We start from the raw sequence: 26,484 nt of genomic DNA, 5'->3' as shown, positions 1-26,484 counted from the left end.
ATGAGCACCACCACGCACGATCCCTCCCGCCGCATCCGCGCCCCGCACGGCAGCGCACTGACCGCCCGCAGCTGGCAGACCGAGGCGCCGTTGCGGATGCTCATGAACAACCTGGACCCCGAGGTCGCCGAGCGGCCTGAGGACCTGGTGGTCTACGGCGGCACCGGCCGGGCCGCCCGCTCCTGGGAGGCCTACGACGCGATCGTCGCGGCGCTGCAGGACCTGGACCCGGAGGAGACCCTGCTGGTGCAGTCCGGCAAACCGGTGGCGGTCTTCCGCACCAATGCCTGGGCTCCGCGGGTGCTGATCGCCAACTCCAACCTGGTGGGGGACTGGGCCAGCTGGCCCGAGTTCCGGCGGCTGGAGGCCGAGGGGCTGACCATGTACGGGCAGATGACCGCCGGCTCCTGGATCTACATCGGCACCCAGGGCATCCTGCAGGGCACCTACGAGACCTTTGCCGCCGTCGCCCGCAAACTCGCCGGACAGCTGCCCCTGTCAGAGGCCGCCGCCCCGGCGGCCGGCGGGGCGACGCTGGCCGGCACCCTGACCTTGACCGGCGGCTGCGGCGGCATGGGCGGCGCCCAGCCGCTGGCGGTGACGCTCAACGGCGGCACCGTGCTGGTGGTCGACGTCGCTGAAGACCGGCTGCGCCGCCGCGTCGCCTCCCGTTATCTCGACGAGGTGGAGACGGACCTGGACGCCGCGCTGGCCAAGCTGCAGGCCGCCCGGGACGCCCGCCGCCCGCTCTCCGTGGGCTACGTGGGCAACGCCGCCGTCGTCTTCCCCGAGCTGCTGCGCCGGCACCGGGCCGGGCAGGCCCGGATCGACATCGTCACCGACCAGACCAGCGCCCACGACCCGCTGTCCTACCTGCCGCCCGAATACACGGTGGAGCAGTGGCAGGCGCAGGCGGCCGCCGATCCGGAGGGGTTCACCAAGGCGGCGCAGGCCGCGATGGCCGCCCAGGTCGAGGCCATGGTCGGTTTCCAGGACGCAGGAGCGGAGGTCTTCGACTACGGCAACTCCATCCGGGACGAGGCGCGCAAGGGCGGGTACGCCCGGGCCTTCGAGTTTCCCGGGTTCGTGCCCGCCTACATCCGCCCGCTGTTCTGCGAAGGGCTCGGCCCGTTCCGCTGGGTGGCCCTGTCCGGGGAGCCGCAGGACATCGCCGTCACCGACGCGGCGCTGAAGGACCTGTTCCCGGAGAACACGCACCTGCACCGCTGGCTGGACGCCGCCGCCGAGCACGTGGACTTCCAGGGCCTGCCGGCGCGGATCTGCTGGCTCGGCTACGGGGAACGGCACCGGGCCGGGCAGCTGTTCAACCGGCTGGTCGCCGAGGGGAAGGTCTCCGCGCCGATCGTGATCGGCCGGGACCACCTGGACTCCGGTTCGGTGGCCTCCCCGTACCGGGAGACCGAGGCGATGCGCGACGGCTCCGATGCCATCGCGGACTGGCCGCTGCTCAACGCTCTGCTGGCCGCCAGCTCCGGCGCCACCTGGGTCTCCATCCACCACGGCGGCGGCGTCGGCATCGGCCGCTCCATCCACGCGGGGCAGGTGGGCGTGGCCGACGGCACGGACCTGGCCGCCGCCAAGCTCACCGCGCTGCTCACCAACGACCCCGGGCTCGGCGTCGCCCGCCACGCCGACGCCGGCTACCCGCGCGCCCGGGAGGTCGCCGCCGAGCGCGGGGTGCGGATCCCGATGACCGGGGCGGGCCGGCCGTGAGCGGGGTGGCCGGGCTGCTGGCGGCCATTGCCGACGTCGGCCGCGATCCGCGCCGCGGCGGGGTCACCCGGCCGGTGTTCTCACCGGAGGAGCGGACCCTGCGGGAATGGTTCACCGCCGAGGCCGCCGCCCGAAGCCTGTCCGTGGAACCGGACGCCAACGGCGGGCTCTGGGCCTGGTGGGACCTGCCGCCGACGGCGGGCGGAACGACGACGCAGGCCCGCCGGGGCGCGCTGGTCACCGGATCGCACCTGGACTCGGTGCCCGGCGGCGGCCGGTTCGACGGGCCCCTCGGCGTGGCGTCCGCCCTGGCCGCGGTGTCCGACCTGCAGGCCCGGGAGGCCGCCGGGCAGCTGACCCGGAACCGGGCGCTGGCCATCTGGGTGCCCGCCGAAGAGGAAGGGTCCCGGTTCGGCGTCGCCTGTCTGGGCTCCCGGCTGATGACCGGAGACCTGGACCCGGCCCGCGCCCTCGCCCTGACCGACGCCGACGGCACCACCTTCGCCGAGGCCCTGCGCGACGCCGGCCTGGACCCGGCCCGCATCGGCCGCGACGCCGCCGCACTGGACAGCATCGGCGACTTCGTGGAACTGCACGTTGAACAGGGGCGGAACCTGGCCCCGCTCGCCGAGGAAGCCGGGCCGGGCCCCGCCGTCGCCGTCGGCAGCTCCATCCTGGGCCACGGCCGGTGGCGGCTGAGCCTGCACGGGCAGGGCAACCACGCCGGCACCACGCTGATGGACGACCGCGCCGATCCGATGGTCGCCGCCGCGCAGGTGGTGCTTGCGGTGCGGAAGGCCGCCGGGCAGGTGCCCGACGCCCGCGCCACCGTGGGCCGACTGGAACCGGTGCCCGGCGGCACCAATGTGATCGCCTCCCGGGTGGACCTGTGGCTGGACGTGCGGCACCCGGAGGACCACGTGACGGCGGAGCTGGTCCAGCGCATCCACGGCCAGGCCCAGAAAACCGCGGCGTTTGAAGGCTGCACCGCGACCCTGACCGAGGAATCCCGCACCGGAACCGTGCAGTTCGACCCGGTCCTTGCCGGCATGCTCACGGAGTCGCTGCGCCGCACCGTCCCGGACGCGCCGCTGCTGGCCACCGGGGCGGGGCACGACGCCGGGGTGCTCGCCCGGCACAAGCCCGCCGGGATGCTGTTTGTCCGCAACCCCACCGGCATCAGCCACGCCCCGGAGGAGCATGTGGAGGACGACGACGCCGACACCGGCGCCGCCGCGCTCGCCGACGCCCTGGCGGACCTGCTGTGACCGCGCTGTCCGCGGGTCCCGGCCCGGAGACCGGCCCGGAGACCGGCCCCGGCCCGGAGACCGGCCCCGGCCAGGGGAGGGAGGATCCCGACCGGGCGGTGGAGCTGCCCGGGCCGGTCAACGCGCATTCGCATGCCTTCCACCGGCTGCTGCGCGGGCGCACCCACGCCCCCGGCCCGGCGTCGGGCCCGGACTCCTTCTGGACCTGGCGCACGCACATGTACCGGTACGCGGACCGGCTGGACCCGGCCGCCTACCGGGACCTGGCCACGGCCGTGTACGCCGAACTGGCCGCTGCCGGATACACCGCGGTGGGGGAGTTCCACTACCTGCATCACACCCCGGGCGCCCCGGAACACGCCATGGCCCTGGCGCTCGCCGACGCCGCCCTCGACGTCGGCATTCGGCTTACCCTGCTCGACGCCTGCTACCTGCAGGGCGGGCTCGATTCCGGCGGCAGGGCGCTGCCGCTGTCCCCGGAGCAGGCCCGGTTCGCCGACGCCGACGCCGCGGCTTGGGCCCGGCGGCACCGGAGCCTGCGCGAGGCGCTGGCGGAGCGCGAGGCCGCCTCTGTCCACGGCGGGCGCGGCCTGCTGCGCCTCGGCGCCGCCGTGCATTCGGTACGCGCCGTTCCCGCCGCGGCGCTGCCGACGATCGCCGCCGCCCTGGACCCGGGCGAGCCGCTGCACGCCCACGTCTCCGAACAGCCGGCCGAGAACACGGCCTGCCAGGCCGCCTACGGATGCACCCCCACCGAGCTGTTCGCCCGCGCCGGACTGCTTGGCCCGACTTTCACCGCCGTCCACGCCACCCACCTCACGCCCCGGGACATTGCGCTGCTCGGCGGGGCGCGGGCGAACATCGCGCTCTGCCCGACCACCGAGGCGGACCTCGGCGACGGGATCGGCCCGGCCCGCGCCCTGGCCGACGCCGGTGGGGTGCTGAGCCTGGGCAGCGACCAGCACGCCGTCGTCGACCCGTTCCTGGAGATGCGCGCGCTGGAACATAGCGAGCGGCTGGCCAGCGGGCAGCGGGCCCGGTTCACGCCGGCGCAGCTGACCGCGGCGGCGGCCGACGGCGGGCGGCGGGCGCTCGGCCTGCCTCAAACGGCTGCGGCGGACCGGATCCTGGTGGATGCCGGCTCCGTGCGGACGGCCGGTTCGGCGCCCGGGCAGCTGCCGATGAGCGCGACGGCGGCGGACGTGCTCGAGGTGCAGGTGGCCGGGGACGTCATCGCCCGGAACGGACGGCACGTCCGGCTCGGGGACCCGGCGCAGCTGTACCGGGAATTCTTCGCGCAGTGGCCGCAGTTCCGGGCGCCGGCGCCGTGAGCCCGGCTACCGGCGCCGGCGCTTCCGCAGGCGCACGACCGGACCCTGTCGTAGACCCCGGTGCCCCCGGGCGCGGTGCCCCCGGGCGCGGTGCCCCCGAGCCGGGCCCGGGCACGCCCGGCGCGGGTACCACGCTCCTGTTGACCAACATCGGCGAGCTGCGCACCGTGGACGCCGGGGACCGGGTGCTCACCGACGCGGCCCTGGTGATCGAGGACGGACGGATCGCCTGGCTGGGCCCGGCCTCCCGCGCACCGGCCGCAGACGCGGCGACCGACCTGGCCGGCCGGGCCGTGCTCCCGGGCTGGGTGGACTCGCACACCCACCTGGTCTTCGCCGGAGACCGATCCGCGGAGTTCGAAGCCCGGATGGCCGGGCAGGACTACGCCGCCGGCGGGATCGGCACCACCGTCGCCGCCACCCGCGCCGCGACGGACGCCGAACTGGCCCGGCTGGTGCGCCGGCGGGTGGCCGAGGCCCAGGCCGGCGGCACCACCACGATGGAAACCAAAACCGGCTACGGGCTGAACGTGGACGCCGAGGCCCGGCACGCCCGCATCGCAGCGGGCGAGGCGGACGCCGTGACCTTCCTGGGCGGACACCTGGTGCCCGACGGCGCCGACATCGACAGCTACACCGCGCTGGTGACCGGGCCGATGCTCGACGCGGTGCGCCCCTACGTGCAGTGGACCGACGTCTTCTGCGAACGCGGCGCCTTCGACCGGGACCACGCGGCCGCCATCCTCGCCGCAGCACGCGACGCCGGGCTGGGCCTGCGCGTGCACGGCAACCAGCTCGGCCCCGGCCCCGGGGCGCAGCTGGCCGTGGAGCTCGGGGCGGCGTCCGTGGACCACGTCAATTACCTAGCCGCCGCCGACGTCGCCGCCCTGGCCGAAACCTGGGCGGGCTGGGACGCCGCAGCCCGCGCCGGCACCCCGGGCACCGTGGCAACCTGCCTGCCGGCCTGCGACCTGTCCACCCGGCAGCCGCTGGCCCCGGCCCGGCAGCTGCTGGACGCGGGGGTGCCCGTGGCGCTGGCCTCGAACCTGAATCCCGGCACCAGCTACACCTCATCCATGGGTTTCTGCGTGGCCACCGCGGTGCTGCAGATGCGGCTCACCGTCGCCGAAGCCCTGCGCGCCGCCACCTGGACCGGAGCGCTGGCGCTGCGGCTGCAGGACGAGACGGGTTCCCTGGAGGCCGGCAAGCGCGCGGATCTGCAGGTCCTCGACGCGCCGTCCGCGGTCCACCTGGCGTACCGGCCCGGCATGCCGCTGACCTTTCAGGTGTTCAAGGACGGGGTTCCGGCCCGGGCAGTGCCCCGCTGAGCCGGCGGCTTCCGTCGACGGGTCCCGGTCAGCTCCGGCAGCAGGGCCTGCGGGGATCGGCCGCGCAGCGCGCCGAACCAGACTCCCGCGCCGTAAGCGAGATCATCCAGCCGGCGGATCAGGGCAAAGCGCGGGAAATCCAGCCGGGGACTGGTCCGCAGATACTCCACCGCCGCGTCGGCGATGCCGGCCGCCAGCGCCGCACGGCGAATCCGGCGGGAGAACAGGCAGCCGACGGCGGTGAGCGGCCACCAATGGCGCAGGAGCAGGGCGGAGGTCTGCCCCAGGACCGCCAGGAGGCCCTGGCCCACCAGCATGCCGGCCAGCGGCAGGGGCTGCGGCGCCTGCCGGAGCCGCTTTGCCAGGCGGGCGGCGGTGGCCGCGGCGAGCACCGCGGCGGCGGGCAGTGACCACCGCCGCTGCGCCAACAGGGCCAGGGCGAGGGCGGCGCCCCAGGGCGCAAGGACCGCCGGGGCCACGCTGCGTCCGTGCCGCAGGGCCAGCTGGTGCGCTCCGGTGCCGTAAAACGCCTTCCGCGCCAGCCACGGGCCCAGCTCGCTCCGATGCTCGTGCCGCACGGTGGCCTCGGCGTCGTACCGTACCCGCCAGCCCCGGCGGATCAGCGTCCAGACCAGGTCGACGTCCTCGGCCACCCTCAGCTGCGGGCTGAAACCCTCCGCCAGGGCGGCCGTCCGGGCGGCCAGGCAGGCCGCGGGCAGCCAGGACACCGCGCCCCTCGGATGCACGAGGGCCGAGTGGACGCCCATGTCCAGGGAGGAGCGGGAATTCTCGTAGCGGGTCAGCCAGCCCGCCCGCCCCTGGGTCCAGCCCAGCACCCTGGGACCGACCAGCGCCACCCGCGGATCGGCGAAGTGACGCAGCAGCCGGTCCACCGCCGCAGGATGGAGCACCACGTCGCAATCCACGAACACCGTGAACGGCGTCGTCACCCTGCGCAGGCCCGCATTGCGGGCACCGGCCGGGCCGAGGTTGACCGGCAGCGGCACGTATTCGGCCCCGAAGCGGCCCGCGACCCGCTGGATGTCGGCGGGCTCTGCGGAGGCATCGTCAACGACGATCACCCGTTTGCCGGTGCCGATGCTCTCCAGCAGCCGCTTCAGCTGCCCGGCCCGGTCCCGCACCGGCACCACGAAGGTCACCGACGTGTCCGCGGTCTCGGACAGCAGCGCGGGAAGCGCCTCCGGCACCGGATCAGCCATGCCGTAGCCGAGGAGCTTGTCGGCCAGCCGGCCGGACGGCCCGTCCTCGGCCGTCAGCTCTCCACCGTCCAGCAGCCGGCGGGCGTCCCGGCCCGGGATCAGGACCCGGTGCGGCGCACCGCCGGAGAGCACGCCTCCGGCGTGGACGGTGACGGACCGGGCCAGCCGGATCCGGAAGCCGTGCGGCAGGGCGGTCACCGGGCCCACGCCCGTCGGGGCTGCAGGCAGCCGTGGCTGTCCGGACGGCCCGTGATCCGGGCAAGCACCGCGCTCACCGCGGTGTCCAACAGCACGGCACCTTCCCGCGCACTCGCGCCGCCGGGGTCCCCGAGGACCCCGGACGGCGAGACCGCCGCCACGCCGCCGGACACCAACGCCGGCATCAGCTCCTGCACCGGGGCGGTGGCGCCCGGCACCGCCCGGTCCAGGGCCACCGAGGATGGGGTCAGGTGCAGCATCAGGGACGTTTCGGTTCGCCCGGCATGCGCGTCCACCGCTGCTGACACCGCAGGCACCCAACCCACCTGGTGCCCCTCGTAGATCAGCTGCCCGACGGCGTCCGCCAAAGTCGCGACGTTGCCGCCGTGCCCGTTGATGAACACGATCCGGCCGGCCCACCCGGCCAGGGACCTGGCCAGCTCCACCAGGACGCAGAGCAGCGCGCCGCGGCCCAGGGACATGGTCCCGGGAAACCCCTGATGCTCGCCGCTGGCGCCGTAGTTCAGCGCCGGAGCAACGACGACGGCAGGTTCCGCCGGTCCAGCGGCCAGCTCGGCGGCCACGGCCTGCGCCACGGCAACGGCGATGACCGTATCGGTGTCCAGCGGCAGGTGCGGGCCGTGCTGCTCAGTGGCACCCATCGGCACCAGCACGGTGGCGCCGGCCGGCACCTGCGGCCAGGCCAGGGCGGACAGCGGGGCGGGACGGGGGAACATCGGCGTCCTTACGGTTCCTGGATCGACATCTCGTTGCCGAGCGTGCCCAGGGTGCGGCTGAAGCCGGGCGGCACCACCAGGTCCCGGGCGCTCAGCTCATGGATGGAGGAATGACCCAGCCCGCGCAGCGCGGAGTCCAGGCCGCCGCGCAGGATGTCCAGGACGTTCTCGACGCCGGCCTGGCCGTTCGCGGCCAGCCCCCACAGGTAGGCGCGGCCGATCATCACCGCCCGAGCTCCCAGGGCCAGGGCCTTGGCGACGTCGCTGCCGCGGCGGACACCGCCGTCGAGCAGGACCTCCACCTGGTCCCCGACCGCTTCGGCGACCGCGGGCAGGAGCCGAATGGTGGCCGGAGTGCCGTCGAGGTTGTTGCCGCCGTGGTTCGAGACCGACAGCGCGGTGACGCCGATGTCCACGGCGCGCCGCGCGTCGTCGACCCGGGACACGCCCTTGAGCATGAACGGTCCGCCCCAGGCTTCGCGCAGCCAGGCGACGTCCTCCCAGGTGGGAGGGGGAGTCTGCATCCATTCACCGTAGGCACCGAAAAACGTGGGCGGCTCTTCGCCGGGAGCGGCGAGGTTGGGCACGGTCAGGTCCGGGATGCGGCCGGAGCGGGCGTACTCCAGCAGCCAGCGCGGCCGGATCGCGACCTCCGGCGCCATCCGCGCCATGGCCTTGAGCGTGACCCGCTCCGGAATGACCGGGCTGCCCCAGTCGCGGCCGTTGGAGAAGGACCAGTCGAGAGTGGAGATCAGGCCGGTGGCGCCGGCGGCCCGGGCACGCTCCATGCGTTGGAGCATCGCCTCCCGGGTGCCGCTCCAGTACATCTGGAAGAACAGCTGCTGATTGGCGGCCGCCACCTCCTCCACCGGTTTGCTGGCGAAGGAGCTCAGGCCTATGACCGTGCCGCGCGCGGCGGCGGCCCGTGCCACGGCCACTTCTCCGTCCGGGTGCACCGCCTGCACGCCGGTGGGGGAGATGATCACCGGCAGGGCGACCTGCTGGCCCATCACCGTGGTGGACAGGTCCCGCTTGGCGGTCATGCCGACCACATGCGGGGCGAAGCCCAGCTCGGAGAAGGCGGCGATGTTGTCCTCGACGGTCACCCCGCGCTCGGAGCCGGCGACCAGCGCTCCGTAGACGGATTTGGGCAGGTTCCTCTTCGCCCGGCGCTGGGCCTCCGCCACGGTCTCAAACCACGGGTTCCTGAACATTGCGGTCCTTTCCTGGTGCGCTTCTTATGCGGTGAACAGACGGCCGACGGCGGGAGCGACGTCGCGGTAGCTGCGGATCAGGCGGGCGCTGCCGTGGCCGACGCGGGCGAGATCCAGGCCCAGCTCGACGTCCTTTTCCCCGCTGACGTCGATGAGCACGTCCAGCCGGGGCAGGCGGGCGGCGGCCAGCCGCGGGTCCGGGCCGGCGTTGTGGACGCAGTCCGAGAGCAGCAGCACCCGGGCGTCGCGTGCCGGCACCCGGGCCAGCTGCGTGAGCGCCAGCTCGAGCGGAAAACTGACGTTGGTCAGGCCCCGGGCCGGCATCCGCAGCAGGGCGTCCAGCAGCTCCATCGGCTTCAGCTCCGCGCCGATGGGGTGCAGCAGGGCGGCGTCGGACCAGAAGGCAATGACGGCCAGCGCGTCGCGGTGCAGCTCGGAAGCGAGGGCGCCGACGGCGGCCGCCGCGGTCTGCAGGCGCTCGCCCTTCATCGATCCGGAGACGTCCACGGCCAGCACCACGGAGCGGCGGGTGCGGATCCGGTCGCGGACGATGATGTCCTCGTCCTCGGGCACCGGCCGCTCGGCCAGCACCTCCAGGGTGCGGTCCAGGTCGATCTCGTCGGCGCTGCCGCGGTAGGGCAGGCTGGCCAGCGTCCCGCCGCCGCGGCTCTGCGCAGCGTCACGCCGCGGGCGGGGCACCGCCAGGCGGGCGATGATCTGCCGCATCCGGGCCAGCACCAGCGGGTCGGGCCCGGAGCCGCCGTCCTCGGGGGTGGCCGTGCCGGCGGCCTCGTCGGTGACGCCGGGCCGGGTGGCTCCCGGCGGCACAGGTGCCCGGCCGGGCCGGGCAGCGGAGGGCAGCGGGCGCAGGGCCGCCCCGCCGCTGCCCGGAACCGGCTCAAACACCGTGGGCTCCTCGCTCAGCTGCTTGGGCCGGCGGCGCAGCGGAGTGCGCGCCGGCCGGTCGCGGCGGACCAGCGGCGACTCGGCCTCCACTGCTCTTCATCCGGGAGCCGCGGCGGCGGGGTTGAGCAGGAAGTGGTCCTCCCAGATTTCCTGAAGCACCCGCTCCGGGGTGGTCTCGGCCGCCTCGTCCAGGTAGATGCGGCCGGAGAGGGAGACCACCATCGCGTCATGGACCAGCCCGGCATAGCCGTCGTCGCCGGGGTTACCGATGTCCCGCAGATCGGCCAGCTGCAGCGCCACCAGGACGCAGTCGATCGCCCCGCGCACCGATGAGCCCTGGCGGACGTCCCGGTGTTCGCGGGTGGCGCGGGTGACCGCGACGGCGTCGGCGGTCAGCGACCGGCCCAGCTCGCCCGCCGCGTGGGTGCGCAGGGCGACGATGCCGCGCTCGGCGGCGTCATCCTGGTAGCCGATGGCAAGCCGATTCAGCCGGTCATGGACCGAGGTGGAGAGCCGGGTCGTGCCCACGTTGTCGTAGGGGTTCATCGAGGCAATCACGCGGAAGGTGTCCCGCGCCGCGATGGATCCCACCCGTGGCACGGCGATGGAGCGGTCGGCCATCGCCGTCAGCAGCGTGTTGAGGGTGTCCTCCGGGGCGCGGTTGAATTCCTCGATGTAGAGGAAGCCGCCGGACTGCATGGCCTCCACCAGCGGGCCGGCCACGAAGTTGTCCGCACTGTAGTCCTCGCGCAGGACCCGGGCCGGGTTGTGGTGCCCCACCAGCTTGGCTGGGGTCAGGTCCGCGTTGCCCTCCACGAAGAGCAGCGGGATGCACCACTCCTCGGTGATGGCGCGCAGCATAGTGGTCTTGCTGGTGCCCGGCGGGCCCTCCAGGACGATGTCCCGGCCCGCCGCCACGGCCGCGAGGGTCAGCTCCAGTTCCCGCTCGCGGCCCACCAGGTGCGCGGCGATCCGGTCCCGGGTGGCGGAAATGTCCGTTGTCTGCACGGGTGCTCCCTGTTCCCGGCCGCTAGTGGACGGCCGCGGCGGCGTCCACCGGAATCTGGCCGCCCGAGACGTAGTAGGACTGGTCGGAGGCCAGCCAGGCGACGGCGTTCGAGACGTGCTCGGGCTCGATCCAGGCCTTGCCCATGGGGTTGAGCCCGGCGAAGGCCGGCTCGGCGTCTTCGGCCTGCGGATCCTCCAAGTCGGGGCGGAACAGCTGATATGTCTTCCGGTTCTTCACCATCGGAGTGTCGATGGAGTTCGGATGAATGGTGTTGACCCGGATACCCAACGGACCCAGTTCGTTGGCCAGCACCTTCATCAGGCCGACGACGGCGTGCTTGGTGGTGGTGTAGGCCGCCACGTTCGCCAGCCCCTTGAAACCGGCAAGGGAGGAAATGATGATGACGGAACCACCGGGGCCGGCGGCGATCAGGTGGTCGGCCGCCGCCTTGTAGGTGTGCCACACCCCGGTGACGTTGATGTCCATCAGGTCCTGCCAGGACTGCTCATCAATCCGGTGCGTATCGGTGCCGAAGGTGAAGATGCCTGCGTTGGCGACCACGATGTCGAGGCGTCCGAGCTGGGCGACGCCCTCGTTGACCGCGCCGGTCAGGGCATCAAGGTCCCGGACATCGGCCTCCACGGCGACGATCCGGCGGTCCAGGGCCTCCACCTGTCGGGCGGTCTCCTTGAGATCGTCCGGGGTGGCCGGCGGGTAGAAGTCGGTGACGGTGTCCACCGGCCCGCAGAGGTCGACGGCGATGATGTCGGCGCCTTCGCGGGCCAGGCGCAGCGCGTGTGCGCGTCCCTGGCCGCGGGCGGCTCCGGTGATAAAGGCGACTTTGCCCTCAAGGTTCCCCATGGTGCTTCCTTTCCTGTGGCGGCGGGTAGGTCATTTGGCCAGCGACCCGGCGTCGACCGGGAGGGTGACGCCGGTGATGTACCGGGCGTTCAAGCGGGTTGCTCAGTACTGCGTGATACCGGCGTCCACGGTCATGGCCAGCGATGTCACATACTGGGCCTCGTCGGAGGCAAGGAACAGGACGGCATTGGAGATGTCGCCGGGCTGAACGGAATCAACGGGGAGCAAATTGACCATTGTGCCGGCCAGCCGCGGATGCTGTTCGAGCCAGCCGCCCATGGCTTGCATGTCCTCCCCGGTGATCATGGTGGTTTCCACTCCGCAGGGATGGATGGAATTGACCCGGATGCTGTGTTCGGCCAACTCTGTGGCGAAGGCGCGCATCAGCCCGACGACACCATGCTTGGCAGCGACGTAAGGAACGAGAAAAGGAGTGCCCTTTATGCCCGCCGCGGAGCTGGTCAGAATAATGGAGCCGCCCCCTGCGTCGACCAGATGCGGAGCCGTCAGCTGCACGGTATTCCAAACGCCGGTGAGGTTGACGGCTACCGTGTCGTCCCAAATCTCCGGGGTCATTTCATCCCACGGTTTCATGATCATGATTCCGGCATTGGCGACCACAATGTCGAGCCGACCGAGTTCTGCAACCCCTGCGTTGATGGCCTGCTGCATCGCGGAACGGTCCCGGACGTCGGCCTTCGCGGCGATGATCCGCCGGTCCAAGGCCTCGACTTCCTTGACCGTCTGCGCCAGGTCCTCCTCCGTCGCCGACTCATATAGCACCCCGCGGACCGAATCGCAGATGTCGACGGCGATGATGTCGGCGCCCTCCTGCGCCAGGCGGACGGCGTGGCTGCGGCCCTGGCCGCGGGCCGCTCCGGTGACGAATGCGACTTTTCCTTCTACACGCCCCATTGCGTGCTCCTTTCGGGTTTGATGGATGATGCTGCAGGTGAGGGTCAATATTGGGTGTTGCCGGCGTCGACGGCCATCGCCAGCGAGGTCACGTACCTGGCTTCGTCGGAGGCCAGGAACAGCACGGCGTTGGAGATGTCGACCGGCTGGGTGATGTCCACCGGCAGCAGGTTCGTCATCATGCCGCCCACGCGGGGATGGGCTTCGAGCATGGCGCCCATGGCGGCCATCCCGTCGCCGGAGGCCATCGCCGTGTCCACGCCGGTGGGATGGACGGAGTTGACCCGGATGTGGTGCTCGGCCAGCTCGGTGGCGAAGGCCCGCATCAGGCCGACGACGCCGTGCTTGGCTGCCACGTAAGGGGTCAGGAACGGCAGGCCCTTCAGCCCGGCCGCCGAGCTGGTAAGAATGACCGAACCGCCGCCGGCCTCGACCAGGTGCGGTGCGGTGAGCTGGACGGTGTTCCAGACCCCGGTGAGGTTGGTGCCGATGGTCTCGTCCCAGATCTCCGGCGTGACCTCGTCCCAGGGCTTCATGATGCAGATGCCCGCGTTCGCGACGACAATGTCCAGCCGTCCGAGTTCGGCCACGCCGGTGTCGATCGCCCGCTGCATCGCATCCCGGTTCCGGACGTCGACCTTGGCCGCGACGATCCGGCGGTCCAGGGCTTCGACTTCCTTGACGGTCTGGGCCAGGTCTTCCTCGGTCGCGGCGGGGTAACCGATGCCCGGAATGGTGTCGCACAGGTCGACGGCGATGATGTCCGCGCCTTCCTGCGCCAGCCGGACGGCGTGACTGCGCCCCTGCCCGCGGGCGGCACCGGTGATGAACGCTACTTTTCCTTCAACACGCCCCATGACGTGCTCCTTTCCAACTGAGCGTTTGTCATTTGAGGAGGACTCCGGCGTCCACCGGAAGGGGGACACCCGTGATGTAGCGCGCCTCATCAGATGCCAGGAACAAGAGTGCGTTGCTGATATCGCGTGCTTCCACCCAGTTGACCGGCAAGGCATTGATGGTCGCGAAAGCCTCGGCGGCATCGGCCCGGGCAGGGTTCTCCAGATCCGGGCGGAACAGGCGATAGGCGGCATCGTTGAGGATCATGTCCGTCGCCACCGTTGTGGGATGGATCGAGTTCACCCGGATCATGTCCGGAGCCAGTTCCAGGGCCAACGTGCGCATCAGCCCCACCACGGCGTGCTTTGCGGCAACATAATGGCCGACATTCTCCGAAGCCTTGAGGCCGGCGGCGGAACTTGTCAGGACGATCGAGCCGCCGTTTCCTCCGGCCTTCAGATGCGGGATGGCGGCTTTCGTCGTATGCCAGACGCCAGTGAGATTGACGTCCATCATGTCCTGCCAGCTTTCCTCACTGAGCTCTTCGAGCCTGCCAATGGAGAATATCCCCGCGTTGGCGCTGACGATGTCGAGCCGACCGAGCTGGGCTACCCCTTCGTCCACGGCTGACTTCAAGGCACCGTAGTCGCGGACGTCGGCTTCGACAGCCACGATCCGTCGGTCCAAGGCCTCCACTTCCTTGACGGTCTGCTGCAGATCAGCGGCAGTCGCCATATCGTAGGGCACGGTGTCCATCTGGCTGCAGATGTCGACGGCGATGATGTCTGCGCCTTCCTGGGCCAGCCGGAGGGCGTGGCTGCGGCCCTGCCCGCGGGCAGCTCCGGTGATGAATGCGACTTTTCCTTCTACACGCCCCATCGCGTGCACCTCTTTTCCTTGTCTCTGGGTGATGCTGTTTTCGTGCGGTGTTCTTTCGGATGCCGGCCTATGGCAGCGGGCCGGTGCTTGGCGCCCGTCAGCCGGGCGACGGGTAGGAACTGATCAGAGCGGGGTGCCGCAGCCACCGGAGCCGCAGCCGCACCCGGCAGCCGGGTCGGAAGTGGCCGAGAAGCCTGCCAGCGGATCCTCGGCGCACGCGCTGACCGGCGGACGCTCCGGCCGGCGCAGGGCAATGGTGACGGGCACCGGTTTGGACCGTGGACGCGGCGGGGACGTGCGGTGGGAGTGGTCGACGTCGGAGCGCGGCGAGCGGCCGGGCGTGCGGGCCTCGAGAGCCTCGGCCCCGAGGCCGCGGACGCACTCGGGGTCCGGGCCGTCCAGCGGCAGGCCGATAAAGAACTTGGCAGCCATGCACCCGCCCCGGCAGGAGTCGTAAAAGGTGCAGGAGGCGCAGGCGCCGCCGGTCTGCGGGCTGCGCAGCTCCCGAAATAGCTCCGAGTTGCGCCACACCTCGGTGAAACCGCCCGGCGAGCGGGTGTTGCCGGCCAGGAACTGCTCGTGGATGGCGAACGGACAGGCATAGACGTCCCCCACCGGATCGATGAGGCACACCACCCGGCCCGCACCGCACATGTTCAGCCCGGGCAGGGCATTCCCATAGGCGGAGAGGTGGAAGAAGGAGTCACCGGTGAGCACGTTGTCTCCGTGCAGGACCAGCCAGTCGTAGAGCTCGCGCTGCTGGGCGGCGGTCGGGTGCAGGTCATCCCAGACGTCGGCGCCGCGGCCGGAGGGCCGCAGCCGGGTCAGGCGCAGCTGCGCGGAGTACTGATCTGCGATCTCCTTGAACCGGTCCAGCTGGGGGATGTTCTGCCGGGTGCAGACCACGGAGATCTTGAAGCCGGTGAAGCCGGCGTCCGCCAGGTTCTGCATGGCCCGCAGCGCGGTGTCGAAGGAACCCGGTCCACGGACCTGGTCGTTCACCTCGGCGGTGGCGCCGTCGAGCGAGATCTGCACGTCAACGTAGTCGCTGGCCGCCAGCCGCTGCGCCACCTCCGGGGTGATCTTGACCCCGTTGGTGGAGAACTTCACGCCTACCCGGTGGGCGGTGGCGTAGTCCACCAGCTCCCAGAAGTCCGGCCGCACGGTGGGCTCCCCACCGCCGATGTTCACGTAGAAGACCTGCATCCGTTCCAGCTCATCAATGATGGCCTTGCACTCATCGGTGCTCAGCTCGCGGGGATCGCGCCGCCCCGAACTGGACAGGCAGTGCACGCAGGAGAGGTTGCAGGCGTAGGTCAGTTCCCAGGTCAGGCAGATCGGAGCGTCCAGCCCCGACTCGAACAGGTCCACCAGGGTCTGCGGGCGCCGGGTGGGTGACGGCAGGACGGTCATGATGCCCGCCTCTGGACCACCATGGCGGACGAGGCCAGCATGCCCAGGGCCTGTCCGTATCGGGGCAGGTCTTCGGCCCCGATTCCGGCGGCGGCACAGGCGGACCGGGCGGAGGGCTCTGCGGCCAGGCCCTTGACCACTGCCAGCAGCCGAAGGTCCTTCAGGAAGGACAGCCTTCGGGTGCCGAAATGGTAGAGCAGAGCACCGAAAGGCTCGGGGCGGACGGCCACCTGGGGATGGATCCGCCAGGGTGCGTCGAGGTCAAACGTGGTCTGCATGTCCCCGGCCTCAGTAGACGCCGCACATGCCGTCAATGGAGACTTCCTCCACCAGCAGCTCCTGCCCGGCGTCGGGGTCCGTGGAATGGTCGGGGGAGGTGCTGTCGGAGGCAGGGATCATGGCGTCCATTGCGGGTGCTCCTTGCTGTCAGAAACCGGCGACGATGGCGATACTCTGTGGTGCGCAGGAGGGTAACGGCACCGGGTGCCATTGGGAAGAGGGGATTTTTTGGACACAGCAGCGGCGGTCGGCGGACGGCCCCGAACCGGGCGGAAACCGGTCACGACCAAGGACGAGATCAGCCATGTGGCGCTGTCCCTGTTCCACGCGCACGGGTTCGATGACGTGACGGTGGACCAGATTGCCGCAGCCGCCGGAATCGGGCGGCGGACCTTCTTCCGGTACTTCGAATCCAAGAACGACCTGCCCTGGGGCGATTTCGAGGCGCTGCTGGAGAGGATGCGCACCTACCTGCGGGGCTTGCCGGAGGACATGCCGCTCGGTCCGGCGCTGTGCAGCGCCGTCCTGGAATTCAACCGGCTTCCGCCGGACGAGGTGGGATACCACCGTCAGCGCATGCAGCTGCTGCTGAACGTGCCGACCCTGCTGGCGCATTCCACGCTTCGGTACTCCGCCTGGCGGCAGGTGGTCGCTGACTACGTTGCCCGGCGGCTGGGCGAAGCCCCCGGAAGCCTGAAGCCGCAGGCCACCGCCTGGGCGCTGCTGGGACTGTGCCTTGCCGCATACGAACAGTGGCTGCAGGATGAGGACGCGGACCTGACCGAGCTGCTGCTCCGGTCGCTGCAGCTGGTGGAGGGCGTGCTGGACCGGCACACGCCGGACTCCCAGCCGCTGTTCCGAAACTCAAGGGGGAGGACATGGCCGAGCCGTACGACGTCGTAGTGGTGGGGGCCGGAGGCAGCGGAGTGCCCCTGGCCGCGCGGCTCAGTGAAGACCCGGGCCGCAGGGTCCTGCTGCTCGAAGCCGGGCCCGCTCCGGGGAACCGGGACGGGTACCCTGCGGAACTGCTCGACGGCGGAACCGTGCAGGGCGCCATGCCCGGCTACGCACACAACTGGTCCTACGCCGGCCGGCTCACCGCCGAGCTGCCCTACGTAATTGCCCGAGGCAGGATCCTCGGCGGGTCGACGGCGCTCAACGGCGGCTACTTCATCCGGGCCGCGCGCACGGATTTCGCCCGTTGGGCGGCGGTCGGCGGGCCGGCCTGGTCCTATGAGGAGGCCCGACGCATCTATGCGCGGATGGAGGCGGACGCCCAGCTCGGCCACCTCCCCGGGCACGGCTCAGCCGGTCCGGTCCCCGTGGGCCGGCCCCTGCAGACCCACCGGATTACCCGCGCCTTCCACCGGGCAGCAACCGAGCTGGGGTTCGGGACTGAACCGGACAAGAACTCCGAGGGCCCGCCCGGGGTGGGGCCGGTCCCCATGAACGTGCAGGACGGCGTCCGCTGGAACACTGCGCTGGCCTACCTGGACGGCAGCCGGAAACAGCCCAACCTGGCTGTTCAGGGGAACACCGCGGTGCGGCGCGTGCTCTTTGAGGGGGTGCGCGCCGTCGGCGTGGAGATCGAGCGAAACGGCCGGATCAGCGAGGTCCGGGCCCGGGAAGTCGTGCTGTGCGCCGGCGCCATCGGCTCGGCCCACCTGCTGCTGCTCTCCGGCATCGGCCCCCGGGACCAGCTGGAAGCACACGGGATTCGGGTGCGGGCGGAGCGGCCCGGCGTCGGCAGGGCCTTCTCCGACCATCCCGAGGTCTCGGTGCGTTGGCGGCCCCGGGCCGGCGTCGTCACCCTGGCCCTGCCGCGGATCATGGAAAGCTGCCTCAACTTCAGCTCCGGAGCAGAAGGCGCGGAGGCCGCCGACCTGGAAATCCTGCCCATGCTCAAGCCGACGGGCTACCTGCTCTCCGGCTCCGCAGGGGCGCTGTCGCTCGGGCTGCGGGAGGGGCTGTTCCATCCGGTCCGTACTATGCGCGCCCTGCGCGGAGTTCCGCTGCGGCGGCTGCTGAGCGACTGGCGGCACCAGGACGACCTGGAATTCCTCGTGGCCCTGCAGCAAAGCTCCTCCCGGGGTGTGCTGCGGCTTGCCTCGGCCGATCCCACGGTGCAGCCGACGCTGGACTACCACTACCTCTCCGACAGGGAGGACCTGGCTCGGCTCCGGGCGGGAGTGCGCACGGCGGCGGCCATCCTCGGGTCGCGCGCCTTCCGCCCGCTCAGTCGGGGGATCAGCGAACCCGGCCCGGCGGTACTGGCCGACGACAGGCTGCTGGACGCCTGGATGTGCTCGCACCTGGGCACGGCCCTGCACATGTGCGGCACGGCGCCGATGGGCCCGGCCGCGGACCCGGGCGCCGTCGTCGACCCGGCGGGACGCGTGCACGGGATCCGTGCGCTGCGGGTCGCGGACACCTCGATCCTGCCGACGGCGCCCTCCCGGGGCCCGGCCGCCACGGCGGTGCTGATCGGAGAACTCATCGCGCAGAAGATGCGCGAGGGGCCGGGCGCGTAGCGGCGGCGCAGGTCGACTTAGCCGGCAGGCTGATGGAAGTGCGGCCCGGGCCCGGCGGGACGGACCGGCGGCGATACGATGACCGGGGATGGTTACCGGCTGCGCAGGAGGCGCTGAATGATCGAGATCATGAGTTCGAGCGAACTGGAGCGGGCGAAAGTCACCGGCGCCCTTGTCGCCGACATCCTGCAGGAGATGAAGCGGCGGGCCCGGGTGGGCACCAACCTGCTGGAGATCGATCAGTGGACCCGCAGCATGATCGAGGAGGCCGGCGCGCAGTCCTGCTACGTCGACTATGAGCCCTCGTTCGGCCGCGGCCCGTTCGGCCACTATATCTGCACCGCCGTCAACGACGCCGTGCTGCACGGCCTGCCGCACGACTACGCCCTCGCCGACGGTGACCTGCTCACCCTCGACCTGGCGGTCATCAAGGACGGCGTGGCCGCCGACGCCGCCATCAGCTTCATCGTGGGGGCGGCCAAACCCCCGCAGAGCGTGGCGATGATCCGCGCCACCGAGCGCGCCCTGGCCGCCGGCATCGCCGCCGCCCGCCCCGGCGCGAAGATCGGCGACATCTCGTACGCCATCGGCGCCGTGCTCAGGGAGGCCGGGTTCCCGGTCAACACCGAGTTCGGCGGCCACGGCATCGGATCCACCATGCACCAGGATCCGCACGTCCCGAACACCGGCCGGCCCGGCCGCGGCTACAAGCTGGTACCCGGGCTCATGCTGGCGCTCGAACCCTGGATCATGGCGGACACCGCGGAACTGGCCATGGACGCCGACGGGTGGACGCTGCGCAGCGCCACCGGGTGCCGCACCGCGCACACCGAGCACACCATCGCGATCACCGAGGACGGCGCCGAAATCCTCACCCTGCCCACCGGACGCTGACCCGCCCCGGCTTGTAGGGTGAGGAGGACGCGCCGCTTCCGCGGCACCGGGCCCGTCCCCGCAACGTCGGGGACCGGCTGTCTTGATCTGTGAGGGCAAGGGGGGCCATGGCGGCGGACACGGGACCGGCGAAACCGGCGCAGCGGCTGGGCTGGGCCGGCGGCCTCGCCGTGGGAATCGGTGCACTGTTCTACCTGCTGAGCGCGCTGCCCGCCTGGACCCTGGTGCGGCTGGCGCTGGAGGTCGACGGCGGATGGTCCGGCGCCGCGCTCTGGCTCGGCCCCGGCTGGCTGGCCGGGCTGGCGCTTGGCGGCACCTGCCTGATTGCCGGCGCGCGGATGGGCGCACCACGCACCGGGGCGCTGCTGTTCCTGCTGACCTTCCTGCTCTGGGTGGCGCCGATCGTGGCGCTGCTGGTGGCCGGCAGTGCCTGACCCGATCCGTGCCGGCTGCCCGCCGCCCGGAGGAAATTGGCAGTGTCGGGCCCGTTGACGCGCGGCGGCATGGGTGGCACGCTCTGCTGTGAATCGGGCAGGAGGCAGCAATGAAGCGCACTGAAGGGTATACCCTCAGCGAGCCGGCCCGGGACGTGCTGTTCGTGGAGGGGCCGGCGTCGAACTGGCTCATCCTGCGCCGCGGCCGGGAGTTCACGCTGGTGGACGGCGGATATCCGGGGGACCGGACCCTGGTCCTGGCCTCGATCCGCGAGGCCGGACTGGACCCGGGAGCAGCCGCGGCGGTGCTGGTCACCCACGCCCACGTGGACCATACGGGCGCGGCCGCCTTCTTCGCCGCGGCCTACGGCACTCCCGTGCTGGCCAGCCCCGGCGAACTGGCCCTGCTCCGCGGCCAGGAGCAAGCGCAGGTGCCCGCGCTGCAGGTGCTGGCCCATTCCTGGCGGCCGCGGGTGCTGGCGTGGAGCGTGCAGGTGCTCGGTGCGGGCGGGCTCGCCAAGGTGGAGGTCCCGGACGCGGCGGCCTGGACGGATGAGCAGCTCGCCGAGCTGCCCGGCAGCCCCGCCGCCGTGCCCACCCCTGGGCATACGCCCGGGCACACCGCCTTCTACCTGCCGGCGGCGCACGCCCTGATCACCGGCGACGCGCTCGTGACCGGCCACCGGACCAGCACCCGCACCGGGCCGCAGCTGCTCCATGGCATGTTCCACCACGACGGCGCGGGGGTGGAGGCTGCGCTGCTCACCCTGGCGCGGCTGGACGCGTCGCTGTTGCTGCCCGGGCACGGGCCGGCCCTGCGGGTCGGCATCCGGGAGGCGGTCGACGCCGTGCGCGGAGCCGCCAGGCGCAGCCGGCCGCGCGCCGTCGTCCTGCCCGGACGCCGGCAGCCGGGCTGGGCGGGCGAACCCGGTTACGGTCGGGTGCCGGACCGAAGCCGGGCCGTTCGGGGCTGACGCTCCGAGGCTCCGGTGAGCGCGGGGGCGGCGGTCGGCTTCCCGAGGGCGGAACCGCCGCCGTACACTTTCCGCGACAGGCAGCACCGGACCCCATCGAACGGACCGGGCCATGGACGAGAAAACCCCTGCACAGCGCAAACCCCGCCGGGAGCCGGACACCAAACGGGCGGCCATCCTCGGGGCCATGTTCCTCATGGCCACCAGCGCCATCGGGCCCGGCTTCATCACCCAGACGACCGTGTTCACCGTGCAGCTGGGGGCCGCGTTCGCGTTCGCGATCCTGGTCTCGATCCTGGTGGATATCGCCGTGCAGCTGAACGTGTGGCGGGTCATCGGCGTCTCCGGGCTGCGCGCCCAGGTGCTGGCCAACAAGGTGCTGCCCGGCGCCGGGTGGGTGCTGGCCGCGCTGGTGTTCGTCGGCGGGCTGGTGTTCAACGTCGGCAACGTGGCCGGCACCGGGCTGGGCCTGAACGCCATGCTGGGCCTGGACACCCGGATCGGTGCCGCTGTTTCCGCGGTCCTGGCGATCCTGATCTTCCTCTCCAAACGCGCCGGCCTGGCCCTGGACCGGATCGTGGTGATCCTGGGCGCGGTGATGATCCTGCTCATGCTGTACGTGGCCATCGTGGCCGCTCCGCCGGTGGGCGAGGCGCTGAAGAACACCGTGCTGCCGGATCAGGTGGACTTCCTGGCGATCACCACCCTGATCGGCGGCACCGTGGGCGGCTACATCACCTACGCGGGCGCGCACCGGATGGTCGACGCCGGCAACTCGGGCATCGGCAACATCCGCCCGATCACCCGCGCGGCGCTGCTCGGGGTGATCGTCACCGGAGTGATGCGGGCGCTGCTGTTCCTGGCCGTGCTCGGGGTGGTGGCCGGGGGAGCGGTGCTCACCAGCGGCAACCTCGCCGCCGAAGCGTTCGGCGTCGCCGCCGGGGAGATCGGCATCCGGATGTTCGGCGTCGTCTTCTGGGCCGCGGCGCTGACCTCAGTGATCGGCGCGTCCTACACCTCGGTCTCCTTCGTCACCTCCCTGACCACCAGCGCCCGGGTCCGCAACCTGCTGACCGTGGCATTCATTGCCGTCTGTGCCGCCGCCTACCTGCTCGCCGGGCAGCCCCCGCAGACCCTGCTGGTGTTCGCGGGTGCGTTCAACGGCCTAATCCTGCCGCTGGGCTTCGCGATCCTGCTCTGGGTGGCGTGGCGGCGCCGGGACCTGCTCGAGGGCTACCGGTATCCGAAGTGGCTGCTGGCCGCGGGGGTGCTGGCGTGGCTGCTCACGCTTTACCTCGGCTGGAACTCCCTGGCCGGGCTGAGCACCCTGTGGCAGTGACGCATGTAAAAAGCGTGTAAAGAATCGGTGGATTGTTCAACAAAAACAGGCGTGGATTGTTCAACAACCCTTAGACTGCTGGAAGCCCCTGTGGCGCCCCCCACATCTCCCAGCGATCGGAATCACCGCATGGACAGCACGCCGACGAAAGTGAAGGTCCGGCCCAACGCCAAGCGCACGGCCCTGCTCGGGGCCATGTTCCTCATGGCCACCAGCGCCATCGGGCCCGGCTTCATCACCCAGACCACGGTCTTCACCGTCCAGCTCGGCGCGGCCTTCGCCTTCGCCATCCTGGTCTCGATCCTGGTGGACATCGCCGTCCAGATGAACGTCTGGCGCATCATCGGCGTCTCCGGCCTGCGCGCCCAGACCCTCGGCAACAAGGTGCTGCCCGGCGCCGGCTGGGTGCTGGCCGGGCTGGTCTTCCTCGGCGGCCTGGTGTTCAACATCGGCAACATCGCCGGCACCGGCCTGGGCATGAACGCCATGCTGGGCATGGACACCAAGGTCGGCGGGGCGATCTCCGCCGCCGTCGCCATCTTCATCTTCCTGTCCAAGAAGGCCGGCCTGGCCCTGGACCGGATCGTCGTGGCGCTCGGCGCGGTCATGATCCTGCTGATGATCTACGTGGCCATCTCCGCCGCCCCGCCGGTGGGCGAGGCGCTGAAGAACACTGTGCTGCCCGAGCAGGTGGACTTCCTGACCATCACCACCCTGATCGGCGGCACGGTGGGCGGCTACATCACCTACGCCGGCGCGCACCGGCTGCTGGACTCCGGCACCACCGGCCCCGGCCACGTCAAGGACATCACCAAGGTCTCGCTGCTGGGCATCATCGTCACCGGCGTGATGCGCATGCTGCTGTTCCTGGCCATCCTGGGCGTTGTCGCCGGCGGTGTCACCCTGGCCGGCGACAACCTCGCTGCGGACGCCTTCCGGCACGCCGCCGGCGAAATCGGGCTGCGGATGTTCGGCATCGTATTCTGGGCCGCGGCCCTGACCTCGGTGATCGGCGCGGCCTACACCTCGGTTTCCTTCATTACGACGCCGGCCACCAAGGACCGCACCCGCAGCCTGATCACCGTGGCGTTCATCGCCTTCTGCACCGTGGTGTACCTGCTGCTGGGCCAGGCTCCGCAGACCCTGCTGGTCTTCGCCGGCGCGTTCAACGGGCTGATCCTGCCGCTGGGCTTCGGCATCCTGCTCTGGGCCGCCTGGCGCCGCCGGGACCTGCTGCAGGGCTACGAGTACCCCAAGTGGCTGCTGATCATCGGCGTGCTGTCCTGGGCGCTGACCCTGTTCCTCGGCTGGAACTCGCTCTCCGGCCTCGCCGCGCTCTGGCAGTAACGGTCCGACGTCGACGGCGGCCTTCGGCGCTCCCAGTTGGGCATCTTTTGTACAGCAGGTGTCCTTCGGCGGCCGTCCGGGCATCTTTTGTACAGCAGATGTCCTTCGGTGGCCGGCCCGGGCATCTTTTGTACAGCAGATGTCGGTTGCGGAACGGTTTTACGACATTAGCTGTACGAAAGATGCGTTGGGGCGTGCGGCGCCGGTCCGACATCGGCGTCACACACCCCGCCCGCACACTGAAAGGACCAACGGATGACAACCCCTACCGCGCAGTCCGCCGTCGAGCGGGCGACACCGTCCCCGGCCGACCCGGCGGCCTTGTCCCCGGCCGAGGCCCGGGCCCTGTTCCGGGACGGGCTGGTGACGCCGACGGCGGGCTGGTCCGCCGGGTACGCGCAGGCGAACCTGATTATCGTGCCCAAGGCGCAGGCGTTCGACGTCCTGCTCTTCGCCCAGCGGAATCCCAAGTCCTGCCCCATCCTGGGCGTGCTCGACGCCGGCGAGACCAGCGGCCCGCTGCTGGCCGGCGGCGACATTCGCACCGACGTGCCCCGCTATACGGTCTACGAAAACGGGGAGAAGGTCGCCGATCCGACCGATATCACGGAGTACTGGCGCGATGACCTGGTGACCTTCATTGTCGGCTGCAGCTTTACCTTCGAGGCGGCGCTGCAGGAGGGTGGCATCCGGATCGCGCACATCGACCAGGGCACCAACGTGCCGATGTACCGCACCTCGGTGCGTTGCGAACCGGCCGGGGAGATGGCGGGTCCGCTGGTGGTTTCCATGCGCCCGGTGCCCGCCTCCCAGGTGGCCGACGCCGTGCGGATCACCTCCCGCTATCCGGCGGTGCACGGGGCTCCGGTGCACGTGGGCAACCCGTCCGAGCTCGGGATCGCGGATCTGTTCCGGCCGGACTTCGGGGACCCGGTGGAGATTGCCGAGGGCCACGTGCCGGTGTTCTGGGCCTGCGGCGTGACCCCGCAGGCTGCGGTGATGGAGTCCAAGCCCTCCCTGGCCATCGGTCACGCGCCCGGGCACATGCTCATCACCGACGCCCGGGACAGCTCCTACCTGGTGCCGTAGCGGTTACGCGCCGGTCCTGCCCCGGCCCCCGCCGTGCCGGCAGACGGCGGCACGGAGAGGGGCCGGCATGGTCGGCTCCGTGCTCCCCTATTTAGCCACGAACGCCAGCAGCGCCTTGTTCACCTCGTCGGCGTGCGTCCAGAGCAAGCCGTGCGGGGCGCCGTCGACCTCGACGTACTCCGCCTCCGGCAGAGCCTGCCGGAACCGGCGGGCGGTGGCATCGATGGGCAGGATGTTGTCCGCCGTGCCGTGCAGGATCAGTGCGGGCCTGCCGCTGGCGCGCACCGCCTCGATGTCGGTGCGGAAGTCTTCGATCCAGGCGGGCACGACGGCGTACGCCGCGACCGGGGCGCTGATGCTGGCGGTGTTCCAGCTGGCCGTCACGGCCTCCTGGCTGATCCGGGAGCCGAGGGTCTCGTCCAGGTTGTAGAAGTCGGAGAAGAAGTTGGTGAACCAGGCGTAGCGGTCTTCCCGCGCCTGGGCGGCGATGCCGTCAAAGACCTCCTGCGGCACGCCGTCGGGATTGTCGTCCCGGGCGACGAGGAACGGTTCCAGTGAGGCGAGGAAGGCGAGCTTGGCGACCCGGTCGGCGCCGTAGCGGGAGACGTAGCGGGCCAGCTCCCCGGTGCCCATGGAGAAGCCCACGAGGATGACGTCCCGCAGGTCCAGGGTCTCCAGCACCGTGTTCAGGTCCGCCGCGAAGGTGTCGTAGTCGTAGCCGCTGCCGACCTTGCTGGAGGAGCCGAAGCCGCGGCGGTCGTAGGTGATGACGCGGTAGCCGGCGCCCAGCAGTTCGCGCGCCTGGCGCTCCCAGCTGTGGCCGTTGAGCGGGTAGCCGTGGATCAGGACCACCGGCTGACCGCTGCCGTGGTCCTCGTAGTAGAGGTGGATCGGGGTGCTGTTCTCGGTGCCGACCTGGACGAAGCCCATGGCTGTTCCTTTCCTGGCGGGGGTGGACGTGCGCCGATGGTACCGGCCGCCTCGCCGGACGCCCACAGCAGGAGCCGGCAGCACGCCCACACCAGGGCCGGCAGCGTGCCTGCCGGAGGCTGCGCCGCCGCCTACCGCCCGTCCGTCTCCAGATGGCCCAGCAGCTCGGCCTCCGCGGCGTCCAGGTAGCCGCGCAGCACGTCGGCGGCTTTCTTCCGCTTTCCGGCGCGGAGCAGCTCCACCAGCTTGGCGTTCTGCTCCACATAGTGGGTGTGGAAGTCCGGTTCGCTGCTCATGGCGTGAAAGACGAGGCGCATTTCGGCCAGCACCAGGGACATCATCTGCTGCAGCCGGCCGCTGTCGGACATTGCCACCACGGCCTCATGGAAGGCCTGGTTGGCGGCGGCCATCTCCGCCACCGCGCCGCGGGACTTCGCGTCCCGCGCGTCGGCGATCACGGCGTCCAGCCGGTCCAGGTCCAGCTCCGGGCCCCACAGCACCGCCGCCGGCTCCAGCAGCCGGCGCACCTGGTAGATCCGCCGCACCGCGTCGGCGCCGGGGGAGGCCACGAACACGCCGCGGTTCGGATACCGGGTCACCATGGCCTCGCCGGCGAGCACGGTGAACGCCTCCCGCAGCGTGTTGCGGGAGACCTGCAGGGACGCGGCCAGCTGCTGTTCGGACAGCTTGGTGCCGGGCAGCAGCTCCCCGGCGGCGATACGGCTGCGCAGCACCTCGGCCACCCACACCGTGGTGTTCGCGTGTGCGTCCCGCTGCGCGGCGTCGTCCCCCAGGTTCACGAGCATCCACCCAATTT

Annotated in this window: 26 protein-coding genes; 12 read left to right on the top strand and 14 right to left on the bottom strand. The window is 71.4% G+C overall.

Going from position 1 to position 26,484, the window contains the following annotated elements; all coding sequences use genetic code 11:
• From hutU to hutI, 4 genes are all read left to right on the top strand, one after another.
• Positions 1-1,734 carry a urocanate hydratase gene (hutU, locus tag AC5RUW_RS11220; RefSeq protein ID WP_494160773.1) on the top strand — a complete coding sequence of 578 codons (1,734 nt, stop codon included), beginning with the start codon at positions 1-3 and terminating at the stop codon, positions 1,732-1,734.
• Entirely contained in the window at positions 1,731-3,002 is a 1,272-nt protein-coding gene (locus AC5RUW_RS11215; RefSeq protein ID WP_494160772.1) for an allantoate amidohydrolase, read from the top strand. Before hutU ends, AC5RUW_RS11215 begins: the two co-directional genes overlap by 4 nt.
• The gene (locus AC5RUW_RS11210; protein WP_494160771.1) at positions 2,999-4,333 is read left to right on the top strand and encodes a formimidoylglutamate deiminase; all 1,335 of its coding nucleotides are present in this window, start codon (positions 2,999-3,001) and stop codon (positions 4,331-4,333) included. The genes AC5RUW_RS11215 and AC5RUW_RS11210 overlap by 4 nt, the downstream gene beginning before the upstream one ends.
• Before the next feature lie 137 nt (positions 4,334-4,470).
• Positions 4,471-5,661, top strand: a complete 1,191-nt coding sequence (gene hutI / locus AC5RUW_RS11205; protein ID WP_494160815.1) for an imidazolonepropionase — start codon at positions 4,471-4,473, stop codon at positions 5,659-5,661.
• On the opposite strand, the gene mftF is transcribed toward hutI, so the two are convergent.
• The 12 genes from mftF to mftA form a co-directional block, all read right to left on the bottom strand.
• Positions 5,616-7,079 (bottom strand): mycofactocin biosynthesis glycosyltransferase MftF, encoded by a 1,464-nt coding sequence (mftF, locus tag AC5RUW_RS11200; RefSeq protein ID WP_494160770.1) that lies wholly within the window; start codon positions 7,077-7,079, stop codon positions 5,616-5,618. The genes hutI and mftF overlap by 46 nt on opposite strands.
• Positions 7,076-7,816: a mycofactocin biosynthesis peptidyl-dipeptidase MftE gene (gene mftE, locus AC5RUW_RS11195; RefSeq protein ID WP_494160769.1), complete on the bottom strand. Its 741-nt coding sequence runs from the start codon at positions 7,814-7,816 to the stop codon at positions 7,076-7,078. Before mftE ends, mftF begins: the two co-directional genes overlap by 4 nt.
• Positions 7,817-7,824: 8 nt before the next feature.
• Complete coding sequence (mftD, locus tag AC5RUW_RS11190; protein ID WP_494160768.1) at positions 7,825-9,030, bottom strand: pre-mycofactocin synthase MftD; 1,206 nt, start codon at positions 9,028-9,030, stop codon at positions 7,825-7,827.
• Positions 9,031-9,054: 24 nt separating this feature from the next.
• Positions 9,055-10,026 (bottom strand): vWA domain-containing protein, encoded by a 972-nt coding sequence (locus tag AC5RUW_RS11185; protein WP_494160767.1) that lies wholly within the window; start codon positions 10,024-10,026, stop codon positions 9,055-9,057.
• 6 nt (positions 10,027-10,032) lie between these two features.
• Positions 10,033-10,944, bottom strand: coding sequence for an AAA family ATPase (locus AC5RUW_RS11180; RefSeq protein WP_494160766.1), 912 nt, complete (start codon positions 10,942-10,944; stop codon positions 10,033-10,035).
• Between the two features lie 22 nt (positions 10,945-10,966).
• A complete protein-coding gene (locus AC5RUW_RS11175) occupies positions 10,967-11,806 on the bottom strand; it encodes a mycofactocin-coupled SDR family oxidoreductase (protein WP_494160765.1) in 840 nt (279 codons plus the stop codon).
• Positions 11,807-11,908: 102 nt separating this feature from the next.
• Positions 11,909-12,721, bottom strand: a complete 813-nt coding sequence (locus tag AC5RUW_RS11170) for a mycofactocin-coupled SDR family oxidoreductase (RefSeq protein WP_494160764.1) — start codon at positions 12,719-12,721, stop codon at positions 11,909-11,911.
• A 44-nt stretch (positions 12,722-12,765) separates the two neighbouring features.
• Complete coding sequence (locus AC5RUW_RS11165; protein ID WP_494160763.1) at positions 12,766-13,578, bottom strand: mycofactocin-coupled SDR family oxidoreductase; 813 nt, start codon at positions 13,576-13,578, stop codon at positions 12,766-12,768.
• 28 nt (positions 13,579-13,606) lie between these two features.
• Positions 13,607-14,437 carry a mycofactocin-coupled SDR family oxidoreductase gene (locus AC5RUW_RS11160; RefSeq protein ID WP_494160762.1) on the bottom strand — a complete coding sequence of 277 codons (831 nt, stop codon included), beginning with the start codon at positions 14,435-14,437 and terminating at the stop codon, positions 13,607-13,609.
• 123 nt (positions 14,438-14,560) lie between these two features.
• On the bottom strand, positions 14,561-15,850 hold the full coding sequence (gene mftC, locus AC5RUW_RS11155) for a mycofactocin radical SAM maturase (RefSeq protein ID WP_494160761.1): 1,290 nt from the start codon (positions 15,848-15,850) through the stop codon (positions 14,561-14,563).
• On the bottom strand, positions 15,847-16,128 hold the full coding sequence (gene mftB / locus AC5RUW_RS11150) for a mycofactocin biosynthesis chaperone MftB (protein WP_494160760.1): 282 nt from the start codon (positions 16,126-16,128) through the stop codon (positions 15,847-15,849). The genes mftC and mftB overlap by 4 nt, the downstream gene beginning before the upstream one ends.
• 10 nt (positions 16,129-16,138) lie before the next feature.
• Entirely contained in the window at positions 16,139-16,258 is a 120-nt protein-coding gene (gene mftA / locus AC5RUW_RS11145; protein ID WP_494008038.1) for a mycofactocin precursor MftA, read from the bottom strand.
• A gap of 99 nt (positions 16,259-16,357) precedes the next feature.
• Here mftA and mftR point away from each other — a divergent pair, with 99 nt between their 5' ends.
• From mftR to AC5RUW_RS11105, 8 genes are all read left to right on the top strand, one after another.
• Complete coding sequence (gene mftR / locus AC5RUW_RS11140) at positions 16,358-17,032, top strand: mycofactocin system transcriptional regulator MftR (protein ID WP_494160759.1); 675 nt, start codon at positions 16,358-16,360, stop codon at positions 17,030-17,032.
• Entirely contained in the window at positions 17,008-18,660 is a 1,653-nt protein-coding gene (locus AC5RUW_RS11135; protein WP_494160758.1) for a GMC family oxidoreductase, read from the top strand. The genes mftR and AC5RUW_RS11135 overlap by 25 nt, the downstream gene beginning before the upstream one ends.
• Before the next feature lie 117 nt (positions 18,661-18,777).
• Positions 18,778-19,554, top strand: a complete 777-nt coding sequence (gene map, locus AC5RUW_RS11130; RefSeq protein ID WP_494160757.1) for a type I methionyl aminopeptidase — start codon at positions 18,778-18,780, stop codon at positions 19,552-19,554.
• 107 nt (positions 19,555-19,661) lie between these two features.
• On the top strand, positions 19,662-19,988 hold the full coding sequence (locus AC5RUW_RS11125; RefSeq protein ID WP_494160756.1) for a hypothetical protein: 327 nt from the start codon (positions 19,662-19,664) through the stop codon (positions 19,986-19,988).
• Between the two features lie 110 nt (positions 19,989-20,098).
• Positions 20,099-20,962 (top strand): MBL fold metallo-hydrolase, encoded by an 864-nt coding sequence (locus AC5RUW_RS11120; protein WP_494160755.1) that lies wholly within the window; start codon positions 20,099-20,101, stop codon positions 20,960-20,962.
• A gap of 112 nt (positions 20,963-21,074) precedes the next feature.
• Positions 21,075-22,301, top strand: coding sequence for an NRAMP family divalent metal transporter (locus tag AC5RUW_RS11115; RefSeq protein ID WP_494160754.1), 1,227 nt, complete (start codon positions 21,075-21,077; stop codon positions 22,299-22,301).
• A gap of 129 nt (positions 22,302-22,430) precedes the next feature.
• The gene (locus AC5RUW_RS11110) at positions 22,431-23,648 is read left to right on the top strand and encodes an NRAMP family divalent metal transporter (protein WP_494160753.1); all 1,218 of its coding nucleotides are present in this window, start codon (positions 22,431-22,433) and stop codon (positions 23,646-23,648) included.
• A 255-nt stretch (positions 23,649-23,903) separates the two neighbouring features.
• On the top strand, positions 23,904-24,737 hold the full coding sequence (locus AC5RUW_RS11105) for a putative hydro-lyase (protein WP_494160752.1): 834 nt from the start codon (positions 23,904-23,906) through the stop codon (positions 24,735-24,737).
• 87 nt (positions 24,738-24,824) lie between these two features.
• Here the strand turns inward: AC5RUW_RS11105 and AC5RUW_RS11100 are convergent, their stop codons facing one another.
• Both AC5RUW_RS11100 and AC5RUW_RS11095 read right to left on the bottom strand, forming a co-directional pair.
• A complete protein-coding gene (locus tag AC5RUW_RS11100; protein ID WP_494160751.1) occupies positions 24,825-25,667 on the bottom strand; it encodes an alpha/beta fold hydrolase in 843 nt (280 codons plus the stop codon).
• A 131-nt stretch (positions 25,668-25,798) separates the two neighbouring features.
• Positions 25,799-26,473, bottom strand: a complete 675-nt coding sequence (locus tag AC5RUW_RS11095; RefSeq protein ID WP_494160750.1) for a GntR family transcriptional regulator — start codon at positions 26,471-26,473, stop codon at positions 25,799-25,801.
• Positions 26,474-26,484: the final 11 nt, after the last annotated feature.

This window comes from Arthrobacter sp. Y3222053, from assembly GCF_059092805.1.
Note: the sequence above shows the minus strand (reverse complement) of the source record. Positions and strands in the feature narration are given on the sequence as shown.